Here is an 11487-nt window from a genome sequence, read left to right as displayed (position 1 = left end):
CGTGGGCACGACTTTGAGCCAATTGCAAAAACCGCAATTGTCTCAAAGCTCGGCCTTATTGTAAGCGGCAAAGCCGCTAACAATAATTTCACGGCTGAGCCCCATCTGCTCCGCTCTTCGTCACCCTACATTCTCGGAGACTGGAAATGTCTCGCTCGACACAAAATTCTGGCAGCTTCCTCCCCGAGCATCAGGACAACCGGATGCAGACGCAAAGTGCGGGCAGCACTTCTGGCGAATGGGTCCTGGTACCGAAAATTTTACGATTGGGTAAGATGTAGGCGATTTGGGCCCGGAGGCTGTGCCCGCCACGTTCCAGCCCCAGCCAGCCGGAGGGCCCAAATCGCCGGGTCTCGCTCACCATCCTCCTGCTCCTCGAGGCGGATGTGCGAAGCACAACGCCGTACCGGCCCAAATCGCCGGGTCACACGCCCCGCCGACAACAAAAGGCCCAGCAGCCGCCGGGCCTTTCTGCACTAATAGTTCTGCAAAATGTTCACGGTAAATTCCTTCGCGCTGGCGCTGCGGCTGACGATGGCTTGGGTCGTGTTGACGCTGGCCACGATGATCTGAATCGGCGCGCCGCTGGGCAGGAGCTTGTTGGCGACAGACGCCACGTAGTTCGTGAAGCTCATGATCTCCGTCTGACTATAAAACTGCGTCTGAATGTTCACCGTCATCTCACTCAGACTGCCGTCCGTGTAATGCACGGTGGCGGTAACGCCGGCTAAGTTCGGGAAGAAGTTCTGGACCTGCGTCTGGAAGTTCGAGAACGCTGTGGCGTCGCTGCTGTTGATGGCCTTGGCCCCGTTGACTGTGGGCAGGACCCCGGACTGCTGGTCCACCTTGTCCCACTTGTCGATGGTCTTGCCGGTGGCGGTGCCCTTCGCAAAGAAGGAACCGGAAACCAGGCTGTCCTTCTCAGCCAGCGAATAGAGCGTGACAAAAATCGGTACGTTGCCCACGCCGGTCTTGGCACGGAGCCGGTTGACCACTTCTTGGGCGATCTTCTTCCCCTGGGTCTCCTGGTCACTGGCACTGATTTTGGTCTGGAAGGTGGCACCGTACTGCTGCTTCTGGTAATAATCGATGGCGTTCATGCCCAGCGCAATACTGATGCCGCCGAGCGTGGACTTGGAACCGGAGACGGTGACGAAGTCCTGTTCGAGCATCGTCCCTAAGTATTCCGGGGTGCGCTTATCCGGGTCGGTGGAACCGTTACTGGCTGGATTCAAGCCGTCGGGATTGCTCTTGGACTGGCGGCCGAGCCAATCTTGGACGTTGGCTTTGGTCAAGTATTGGCCTTCCTGGAAGGAATACTTATCGGGGGAGAAAACGCTCTGCGACAGCTGCAGCAGTCCGGTCTCCATCCCCTTCACGTCCAGCGTATTATTCACGTAGTCCGCCGCCACGCCGCGGGCGGCACTGGTCTTGTAGTGGCCTTCCGTGACCACGCTGTTGTACCCCGTGGCATTGAAGTTGCCGGTGGTCTGGACCTTTTTACTGCTGGTACTGGTGGTGCTGTTCGTGGCGGTGGAGCCGAGCTTGCCGCAGCCGCCCAATACCAGCAGCGCCGCCAGCGCGGCGATGACCCAAAGACGTTTCATTCGTTCATTCACTCCGTTACTCTGTTTGACTTTCTGTCAGCATCGTCGCCAATTCTGCAGCGTGCACAATACGGACGCCCAGCTGCTGGGCCTTCGTCTCCTTGCTGCCGGGATCGTCCCCGGCGACCACCATGTTGGTGTTCTTCGAAACCGAACCGGTGACGTGGGCACCCAGGGCGGTTAGTCTTTCGGTGAGCGCCTTTCTGGAATAATCCGCGAACTTACCGGTAATAACCACGGTCTGACCGGAGAAAGGCGATTCAGCGGCTTCTTCGGTGGCGACGGTGGGACCCGTGTAGGTCATGTTCACGCCCACCTCGGTCAGCTCCGCAATGAGACTCTGGGCCCCGGGATTACTGAAGAAGGCGGTGATACTCTGGCCGATAGTTGGGCCAATCGTCTTGATGGCGGTGATCTCGTCGGCGCTGGCCGCCATCAGCTTGGTCATCGTGCCGAAGGTCTGGGCAATCAATGTCGCCGCCTTGGCGCCGACGTGGTCGATGCCTAACCCAAACAATAACCGTTCCAGGGAATTCTGTCGACTGGCGGCAATGGCGTTTAACAAATTACTAATGGACTTTTCCTTGAAACCCGGCAAATCGGCCAGATCAGAGGCGGTCAGCCGGTAGAGGTCAGCAATATCGGTGACCAAATGATGGCTGTACAGCAAAGCCACCACTTTGGGGCCCAAGCCAGTGATATCCATGGCGTCGCGCGAGGCAAAGTGGGTCAGCCCCTCCGTGATCTGGGCGGGGCACTTGGGATTGACACAGCGCAGGGCGACCTCGTCCATCAGGTGTACCAGCGGCTCGCCGCAGGAAGGGCACGTGGTCGGCGGCTGATAAGGAGCCGCGTCTTTGGGCCGGAGCGCCTTGACCACCCGAGAAACTTCGGGAATAATGTCGCCGGCCTTGAACAGCTCGACGGTGTCCCCGATGCGGACGTCCTTCTCCTTGAGCATGTCCACGTTGTGCAGCGTGGCCCGGCTAACGGTGGTGCCGGCCAGTTGGACCGGATCCATGACGGCCGTGGGGGTAACGACCCCTGTCCGGCCAACGGTCCAGGTAATCTTATGAACCACCGTCCGGGCCATTTCCGGCGGGAACTTGTAGGCAATCTCCCAGCGGGGCACCTTCACGGTGTTGCCCAGCTGGTCCTGCAAGTCCAAATCGTTGACTTTCAGCACGATGCCGTCGATGCCGTAGTCCAGCGTTTGCCGCTGAGGCGTCATGTCGTCGATATACTGATCCACTTCCGCCAGCGTGCGGCAGACCCGACCGTTGGGATTCACCGGGAAGCCCCACTCACCCAGTGTGCGCAGCGCGTCGGCCTGAGTGGTGATGCCGTAATCCTGAGCCTTGACGATGGTGTAGAGCCAGACGCTCAAGTCCCGTTCTTTGGTGATGCGCGGGTTCAATTGGCGCAGCGAACCGGCCGCGGCGTTCCGCGGGTTGGCGAAGACGGCCTCCCCCCGGCTCTCCCGGTCGGCGTTCAGCTTGCCGAAGGAAGAAATGGGCATGTAACACTCGCCGCGGACTTCCACGTCCAGGGGCTGGGGCAGCGTTTGGGGCACGGCCTTGATCGTTTTGATGTTGGCCGTCACGTCCTCGCCGATGACGCCGTCGCCTCGGGTCGACGCTTGGACGAGCTTGCCTTGCTGGTAAACCAGAGAAAGGGCCAAACCGTCAATTTTCAATTCGGCGTTGTAGGTCACGGCGGCGCCCACCGCCTTTTGCAAACGGTCGTCGAAGGTCTTTAATTCATCTACGGAGAAAACGTCGCCCATGGAGAGCATGGGGATAGCGTGGCGCACCTTGGTGAACCCGGGCAGCGTCTCGTCCCCCACCAGCTGGGTCGGCGAATCCGGCGTGATCAGCTGGGGGAACTTCTTCTCCAATGTCTGCAGGTCGTTGTAGGCAGCGTCGTAGACGTAGTCTTCAACCAACGGGGCATCCTTCGTGTAATACGCTTCCCGGTACTGGTTGACCTGAGCGCGCAGCTTTTTTAATTCCGCTTCCGCGCTGGCCTCCGTGTACTGGTCCAATGGTTGCGGCAACGTCATGCCGGATTCCTCCTCTAGTCTTTTTCTACTTTCTTGATCGGGGCGAAGGCGACCAAAAGCTTCTTGATGCCCACGTCCGGGAAGGCAATGGTCAGCGTTAGGTCGTCCGCCTTGCCGGCCACCGCCACCACGGTACCGATACCCCAGGCCTTGTGGCTGACCTTATCGCCCACGGCCCAATCGCTCACTTGGGCGGCGGGGGTCGGGGTTTGGTGGGCGACCTTGGTCACCTTGAACCCTTTCTTCTCGCGGTGGCCCTTGAAGGTATAGGCATCGCCGCTGCCGTAAGTGGTCGCCTGCGCCCGTTCGTCCCGACGGCGGGCGAAGGGCAGGTCATTATCGCTCTTGGCCGCCGGCGTCTCGCTGAGCACATTGTCACTTTGCAGCAAGTCGTCCGGGATCTCGTCCACGAAGCGGGACGGCGGGTTGGCGTTGGTCCGACCGTACAGCATCCGGGCATACGCGTTGGTAATGTACAGCTTCTTCTGAGCCCGGGTGATGCCGACATAAGCCAAGCGGCGTTCTTCTTCCAGCTCGGTCTCATCCATACTGGCCCGGCTGAGCGGGAAGAGTCCCTCTTCCATACCGATCATGAAGACCACCGGGAACTCCAGCCCCTTGGCGGCATGCAGCGTCATCAGCGTGACCTGGGTCTCTTCCTCGGCAATGTCGTCTTGGTCAGAAAGGAGCGCCACGTTGGCGGCGAAATCCGTCAGCATGTCGCTGTCCTCCGACTCCGGGGTGTAATTCTGGTCGAATTCACTGGTCACCGAAATGAACTCTTGCAGGTTCTCGATCCGGCTCTGGGCTTCGTCCGTATGGGCGGCTTCCAGCTCTTTTTGATAGCCGGAATCATCCAAAATGGCCTGGGCGATCTGGGTCACCGTGCTGGTTTCTTTCATGGCTGTCAGCTGATCGATGAGCTTGGCAAAATCCGCGATACCGTGGGCGGCCCGGCCGCTGATTGGGGCCATCGCCACCGAATGAGCGGCTTCCAGCATGGTCATGTCGTGTTCATCCGCGAATTGGCGCAGCTTCTCGAGGGAGCCGGCGCCCACCCCGCGCTTGGGTACGTTGATGATCCGGGTCAGGCTCATATCGTCCGCCGGGTTCACCAGCAGGCGAATATAGGCCAGGACGTCCCGAATTTCCTTCCGGTCATAGAACCGGTTGCCGCCGACGATCTTGTACGGCACGTTGGATTGCAGCAGCACTTCTTCCAGCACCCGGGACTGGGCGTTGGTCCGGTACAGCACGGCGAAGTCGCCGTAATGATAATGACTGGACTGCATCAGCTCTTGAATCTTGCGCACGACGAAGTAGGCTTCGTCCCGTTCCGTCTGGCCCCGGTAGTACTCGATGGGGTCGCCGGTGGTGTTGTCCGTCCACAGTTCCTTCGGCTTGCGGTTGGTATTGTTGGCGATGACCGCGTTGGCGGCCTTGAGGATCGTCTTGGTGGAGCGGTAATTCTGCTCCAGCAGGATCATCTGGGCATCGGGATAATCTTTCTCGAAGTCCAGAATGTTCTCCATGTTCGCTCCCCGCCAGCCGTAGATACTCTGGTCGGCATCCCCGACCACGCAGAGGTTGCGGTACTTCGCCGCCAGCATGGCCACCAGCTGATACTGGGCCTCGTTGGTGTCCTGGTATTCATCCACGTGGATGTACTGGAACTTTTCTTGATAATAACTGAGCACGTTAGGGGCCAGCTTGAACAGCCGAATCGTCTGCATGATCAGGTCGTCGAAGTCCATGGCTTGGTTGAGCTGCAGCTGCTGCTGGTAGTCCTTATAGATCCGCGCGGCGATCTTTTCGAAGGGCGACACGGCGCTCTTGGCGAATTCCTGGGGATTCGTCAGATTGTTTTTGGCGTTAGAAATGGCCCCCAACAGCGCCTTGGGGTCGTACTGCTTGGGATCAATGTTGGCTTCCCGCAGCAGGCGCTTGATCAGCGTCAGCTGTTCGCCGCTGTCGGCGATGGTGAAGGAGCGGGAATACCCGATGGCGTCGGCCTCCCGGCGCAGAATGCGGACACACAGGGCGTGGAAGGTGGAGACCCAGACCGAATTTTCTTCTTGACCCAGGAGCTTGGCGATTCGTTCCTTCATTTCCTTGGCCGCCTTGTTGGTGAACGTGATGGCCAAGATGTGCCAGGGCTGGATGCCCTTCTCTTCGATCAGGTAGGCGACCCGGTGGGTGAGGACCCGGGTCTTGCCCGAGCCGGCGCCGGCCATGATCAGCAGCGGCCCCTCAGTGGCTTGGACCGCTTCCGCTTGTTTGTCATTCAGTTTTGCCAGTAGATCTTGGGCCATAAAAAAACAAGTCTCCTCTTCTTCTGCAATGTATCAGTCTATTGTGTTTAGTCGTCTAACCCCAGGCGGGCGAAGATATCGTCCACGTGCCGCAGGTGCCAGTGGTAATCGAAGGCCGCATCCAAGTCGGCTTTGCTCAGCCGGTCGGTGATCTTCGGATCGGCTTCCAGCAGGCCCCGGAAGGAGCGCTGTTCGTCCCACGCTTGGGCGGTCTTGGGCTGGACCAGATCATAGGCCGCTTCTCGGCTCATGCCGGTCTCAATCAGGGCCAGCAGCACCCGTTGCGAATAGATCAAGCCGTGGGTGATGTTCATGTCGGCCTTCATCTTCTCCGGGAACACCGTCAGTGTCTCCACGATGTTAGCGAAGCGGTGCAGGATATAATCCAGCGCTTCGGTGGTGTCTGGCAGGATAATGCGTTCAGCCGAGGAGTGAGAAATGTCCCGTTCGTGCCACAAGGGAATGTCTTCCAGCGCCGTCAAAGCGTGGCCGCGGATAACCCGGGCCAACCCCGTGACGTTCTCGGAACCGATGGGATTGCGCTTGTGGGGCATCGCGGAAGAGCCTTTCTGCCCGGCGGCGAAGAATTCTTCGACTTCCCGCACTTCCGTCCGCTGCAAGTGGCGCACTTCCAGAGCGAAGCGTTCGATGGAGGTGGCGATGATGGCCATCACGCCCACGTATTCGGCGTGCAGGTCCCGGGGCAGTACTTGGGTCGAAATGTCCTGGGCGCGCAAGCCGAGATTGGCGGTGACGTATTCTTCAACGGCCGGCGGCGTGTTGGCAAACGTGCCCACGGCACCGGAGATCTTGCCGGCTTCCACGCCGGCAGCGGCATGGTCGAACCGGTCGATGTCCCGCTGAATTTCAGCGTACCAGTTGGCCAGTACCAGGCCAAAGGTCGTGGGTTCGGCGTGGACCCCGTGGGTCCGGCCGATCATCACCGTGTATTTGTATTCCTTCGCCTTGGCGGCGACCACGTCCCGCAAATGGCGCAGATCCGCCTTGATGATCTCGTTGGCCTGTTTCATCAGGTAGCCGTATGCGGTGTCCACGACATCGGTGGAGGTCAGGCCGTAGTGCACCCATTTCTTCTCTGGTCCCAGACTCTCGGAGACGGTCCGGGTGAAAGCGACCACGTCGTGCCGAGTAATCTGTTCCAGGCGAGCGACTTCCTTGGCGTCCACGCGGGCGTTCTTGGCCACGGCGTCGGCGTCGGCCTGGGGGATCTCCCCTAGCTTGGCCCATGCTTGGACAGCGAGAATTTCTACCTTGAGCCAGGCAGCGTACTTGTTATCATCGGTCCAGATCTGACCCATCTCGGGGCGCACGTAACGATCAATCATCGGCTTTGGTCTCCTTCTTGTCTTGTATATGCCAAATGCCCAGGGCTTCGACCCGGGCGATCACAGAATCCAACTCCCAGGCGGTAAAGGACGCGAAGCCCACGGGGGCATCAGGCGCCAGGTCGCCGCGCTGGGGATAAAAGCTAAAGTGGGTGTTCGGCTGGCTGCGGATCAGTTCGATGGCCTTAGCCAGCTGCCGGCTGGAAATGCTGACGGTGACTCCGGCCCGGTCCAGCTTCGGCTCGGGAATGGACCAGCCGCAGACCGCCCGCAAGTGCAGTTCGTAAGGGGAAAAGCCAGTGGTATACGCCAGCACGTTGGCGTTACCGCGGGGCCCCGGGAACAGCCGGGCCACGTAGAGAACGCCGGCGGCCGTTAGAAAATACGTAACGCCAAAAACGCCCGCGTAGTGGACCTTATCCCCCAGCAGCCGGGCAATACGCCGAATCTCCTGGTTCGTGGCCGCGTCGATGCGGGCCGGCATAATAGACGCCTCCAGGGCGTGGGAATCGCTGTACATGTTCTCAATCGTCGGGTAGACCGTCACCTCGCCGCTGGTCGTCTTCACCACCAGGACCGCCAACTCCCGCGCCTTCGGTACCCAGGATTCGAGAATGGCCGTGCCGCCGTCGAAGTAATCGGCAGCCGCCTCCACGTCGTTCTCGTTGCGCAGGATGCGCTGGCGCTTGGGGCCGAAGCCTTTCTGAGTAGGCTTCAGGACGGCTGGATAACCAATCGATTCGATCTCCCGGCGGACATCGTCCAAATTGACGACCATCGCATAGGGCGCGGTGTTCAGATTTTGGTCTTCGAAGAACACTTTCTCCATGTAGCGATCCTGGGTGATGCTCAAAATATCGGTGCCCTGGGGCAGCCGGCCATCCTGGCTGAGACCGGTGAGCAGGTCCGTGCTGATATTTTCATCGGCATATACGACCACCTGGCTCATGTCAGCCAGATCCGCGAACGGGGCCGGATTAGTCAAATCGCCGTACAAGGCATAATCCGCCGCCGCCAGCGCCGGGTCGGTCCCGGAAGCCGTCAAGACCGCCGGATGCAGGCCCATCTGACGGGCCACCATCGTTAGCGCGTAGCTGTCAATGCCGCCGCCGATGATGCCGATGGTTTGGTTTGGTGCAATAAAGCTCATGGCTTTCCGGTTCCTTTCTCATCACCGTCGGCTTCGTTCAAACCGGACTGTTCCGCCAGTTCAGCGTGGCGCTGATGTTGAAAAATGGTGTTCAGTAAAACCGACGACAGCGTCGCGATGACGATGCCGTTCCCTAAGAGTAATTGTACCGTCTTGGGCAGGGCTTGGAAAATGGTCGGCGTGACGGTGACGCCCAGGCCCAGGCCGATGGAAACGGCGGCCACCAGCAGGTTATGATCCTGGCTGAAGTCCACAGATTGCAGCATCCGAATCCCCTGCATCGCGACCATCCCGAACATGACCAGCATGGCCCCGCCGAGCACCGGGGCCGGAATGATCGTGGCCAGCGCCCCAACTTTGGGCAGCAGGCCCAACAAGACCAGGAAGCCGGCCGCCCAGTAGATCGGCCGCTTGGTCTTGATGCCGGACAGCTGGACCAGGCCGACGTTCTGGGAGAACGCGGTGTACGGGAAGGTGTTGAACAACCCGCCCAAGATGATGGCCAGGCCCTCCGCCCGGTAGCCTTTCTTCAAGTCGTCCGCGCCAATCTTACGTTCGGTGATGTCGCCCAGAGCAAAGTAGACGCCGGTGGATTCCACCATGGACACCAGCGAGACGAGGATCATCGTGAGCATCGACGACCACTCGAAGTGCGGGGTGCCGAAGTAGCCGAATTGCGGGAAGTGGAACCAGTCCGCGGTCATCACCGGCGTGAGCGATACCATCCCGAGGAAGCCGGCAATCAGTGTGCCTACGACCAGGCCCACCAGTACGGCGATACTGTGCAGGAAGCCCCTTGCCCAGACGTTAATGGCTAAGATGATCAGTGCGGTGAGAAAGCCCAGGCTGATGTTGCGGGCGTCCCCAAAGGACTTGGCCGCCAAGTCGCCGCCGCCCAGGTTCTGGAAAGCGACCGGGATCAAGGAAAGACCGATGACCGTAATGACGGTGCCGGTGACCAGCGGCGGAAACAGGCGCTTGAGCTTGGCAAAGGCGCCGGCGATGAGGAACACGAAAATGCCAGCCGCGATGATGGCGCCGTACATCGTGCCCACGGTGAAGCGCTGGCCGATCAGCTTCAGCGGCTCCACCGCCTGAATGGCACAGCCCAGGATGACCGGCAAGCCGATGCCGAAGACCCGGTTAGTGTGTACTTGGAGAAAGGTGGCGATGCCGCACATGAAAATGTCGATGGACACCAGATAGGTCATCTGCTTGGCTGAAAAGCCCATGGCACTGCCGATCAGCAGCGGTACCAGGACCGAGCCGGAGTACATCGCCAGCAAATGCTGCAGGCCGAGGACCGCCGCTTGGGGCTGGCTGACCTCGACGATGTCGTTAGCCTTGTTGTCCGCCATCGGGCTGCTCCTGTTCTTCGGTGAAGACGACGTGGCCGTTCTCGAAGGCTTTGATGCGGGCCAAAGAATAGACCGGAATCTCCCGCTTGTCCAAGAGCTGACGGCCCTTCTGGAAGGTCTTTTCGATGACGATACCGACCCCCAGCAGCTGCGCCCCAGCCTGGTTGATGATGTCGATCAAGCCTTCGACAGCTTGGCCGTTCGCCAAGAAATCGTCAATGATCAGGACCTTGTCGTCGGCACTCAGGAACTTGCGCGCGATAGCGATGTGGTTGCTGACTTTCTTCGTATAAGAATAGACGACGGAGGTGTACATATCGTCCTTCAGGGTCACTGACTTGTGCTTGCGCGCGAACACCACCGGCACCTTGAAGGCATAGCCGGTGAAGACGGCCGGCGCAATGCCGGATGATTCAACGGTAAGGATCTTCGTGACCGGTGCCTGAGCGAAGTGCCGCTGGAACTCCTGGCCCACTTCGGCCATCAAGACTGGGTCCACCTGATGGTTCAGAAAGCTGTCCACCTTCAGCACGTCACCGGGTAAGACCCGGCCATCCTCCTTGATCCTGCGTTCCAACAAGTCCATTGATATTGTCCTCCTATTCAGTGGGGTCCGCGTAAACGCGAACAATTAAGCTAAAAAAGCGCGTGAAATTAACTTATACATTACCACAGATAGCCCCGGAAAAACCACCGTTTACTGCCCGGAACTGGCGGCCGCGGCGTTCGTCGGGTCGTACTTCGTCAGGTTGTATGTTTCAATGATGTCGATGAGCTTACTGGCATAGTCGGGATCCGTGGCGTAGCCGTCACTTTGCAAGGCTTTGGCCTGAGTCTTGTAGTCTTGGGCCGCCAGCACGTGCTGATACTGCTTGGCGTTCCACGTCGTCCCCCGGGTGAACAAGGCCGCGTGGTCGGTAATCGACTGGGCAAAGGAGGCATACACCCGGAAGCGGGCCTTAATGGTCTGCCACTCCCCGTTCACGTATTCCTGGGTGGTCAGCTCCTTCGTATTATTCGGGTCCGTCCCCTTCACGCCGAAGAGATTGTTATAATCGGCAGAAAGCGAACTTTCCCCCCAATCGGATTCCAGAATGGCTTGGGCGATCGTGATGCTGGGAAACACCTTGTACTGGCTATAGAGGGACTGAGCAGTGGGTGCCACCTTTTTAATGAATGCTTCTTTACGCCGCACTTCTGCGGCTCGGGCCGCCGATGCTTGCGCGGCCTGCTCCTCGCTTTGGCGGTTGACGTACCACATGGTCCCGCCCACCAGCGCGGCACCCAAAACGAGTAGGATCGCCAGGGTATAGACGATCACCGCGGTGACTGTTTTATGTTGACTGCTGCGACGCCGGCGTTTGCCTTTCGCCACTGGGATCCCTCACTTTCGTTCTTTTTCATTGTAACAAATGGTGCGGCGTTGCGCTTCCGCGCTGCCGCCTCGTGGATCTGGTTATGATTCGCGAGGCCCGGCGATTTGGGGTGGTACGGCGTTGTGCTTCGCACGGCCGCCTCGTGAACCAGAGATGATCCGTGAGACCCGGCGATTTGGGCCCTCCGGCTGGCTGGGCGTGGAACGCCGTGGGCACAACTTGAAGCCCGCAAAGTGCGCGGTCTTCAAGATTGGCCTTGTTGTAAATGGTCAAAGG

8 protein-coding genes are annotated in these 11487 nt (G+C 59.4%); all 8 read right to left on the bottom strand.

Annotated elements, in window-relative coordinates; genetic code table 11:
* Positions 1-476 precede the first annotated feature (476 nt).
* On the bottom strand, positions 477-1607 hold the full coding sequence (locus tag L248_RS11965) for a CamS family sex pheromone protein (RefSeq protein WP_040536674.1): 1131 nt from the start codon (positions 1605-1607) through the stop codon (positions 477-479).
* A 16-nt stretch (positions 1608-1623) separates the two neighbouring features.
* Complete coding sequence (gene ligA / locus L248_RS11960; protein WP_022530497.1) at positions 1624-3669, bottom strand: NAD-dependent DNA ligase LigA; 2046 nt, start codon at positions 3667-3669, stop codon at positions 1624-1626.
* A 14-nt stretch (positions 3670-3683) separates the two neighbouring features.
* The gene (gene pcrA, locus L248_RS11955; RefSeq protein ID WP_022530496.1) at positions 3684-5981 is read right to left on the bottom strand and encodes a DNA helicase PcrA; all 2298 of its coding nucleotides are present in this window, start codon (positions 5979-5981) and stop codon (positions 3684-3686) included.
* A 47-nt stretch (positions 5982-6028) separates the two neighbouring features.
* Positions 6029-7327 carry an adenylosuccinate lyase gene (gene purB / locus L248_RS11950; protein WP_040536670.1) on the bottom strand — a complete coding sequence of 433 codons (1299 nt, stop codon included), beginning with the start codon at positions 7325-7327 and terminating at the stop codon, positions 6029-6031.
* Positions 7320-8477, bottom strand: coding sequence for an ATP-grasp domain-containing protein (locus L248_RS11945; protein ID WP_022530494.1), 1158 nt, complete (start codon positions 8475-8477; stop codon positions 7320-7322). The genes purB and L248_RS11945 overlap by 8 nt, the downstream gene beginning before the upstream one ends.
* The gene (locus L248_RS11940; RefSeq protein ID WP_022530493.1) at positions 8474-9835 is read right to left on the bottom strand and encodes a nucleobase:cation symporter-2 family protein; all 1362 of its coding nucleotides are present in this window, start codon (positions 9833-9835) and stop codon (positions 8474-8476) included. Before L248_RS11940 ends, L248_RS11945 begins: the two co-directional genes overlap by 4 nt.
* Positions 9816-10421 (bottom strand): xanthine phosphoribosyltransferase, encoded by a 606-nt coding sequence (locus L248_RS11935; protein ID WP_022530492.1) that lies wholly within the window; start codon positions 10419-10421, stop codon positions 9816-9818. Before L248_RS11935 ends, L248_RS11940 begins: the two co-directional genes overlap by 20 nt.
* Before the next feature lie 111 nt (positions 10422-10532).
* Entirely contained in the window at positions 10533-11210 is a 678-nt protein-coding gene (locus L248_RS11930) for a glycoside hydrolase family 73 protein (RefSeq protein WP_022530491.1), read from the bottom strand.
* Positions 11211-11487: the final 277 nt, after the last annotated feature.

Source organism: Schleiferilactobacillus shenzhenensis LY-73 (genome assembly GCF_000469325.1).
Classification (GTDB): Bacteria; Bacillota; Bacilli; order Lactobacillales; family Lactobacillaceae; genus Schleiferilactobacillus; species Schleiferilactobacillus shenzhenensis.
This window is presented reverse-complemented; position numbering and strand designations above follow the sequence as displayed.

What these genes read in the sequence shown, in the direction of transcription:
- L248_RS11965 (WP_040536674.1), bottom strand. Translation starts at nt 1,607, where the DNA reads ATGAAACGTCTTTGGGTCATCGCCGCGCTGGCGGCGCTGCTGGTATTG.
- ligA (WP_022530497.1), bottom strand. Translation starts at nt 3,669, where the DNA reads ATGACGTTGCCGCAACCATTGGACCAGTACACGGAGGCCAGCGCGGAA.
- pcrA (WP_022530496.1), bottom strand. Translation starts at nt 5,981, where the DNA reads ATGGCCCAAGATCTACTGGCAAAACTGAATGACAAACAAGCGGAAGCG.
- purB (WP_040536670.1), bottom strand. Translation starts at nt 7,327, where the DNA reads ATGATTGATCGTTACGTGCGCCCCGAGATGGGTCAGATCTGGACCGAT.
- L248_RS11945 (WP_022530494.1), bottom strand. Translation starts at nt 8,477, where the DNA reads ATGAGCTTTATTGCACCAAACCAAACCATCGGCATCATCGGCGGCGGC.
- L248_RS11940 (WP_022530493.1), bottom strand. Translation starts at nt 9,835, where the DNA reads ATGGCGGACAACAAGGCTAACGACATCGTCGAGGTCAGCCAGCCCCAA.
- L248_RS11935 (WP_022530492.1), bottom strand. Translation starts at nt 10,421, where the DNA reads ATGGACTTGTTGGAACGCAGGATCAAGGAGGATGGCCGGGTCTTACCC.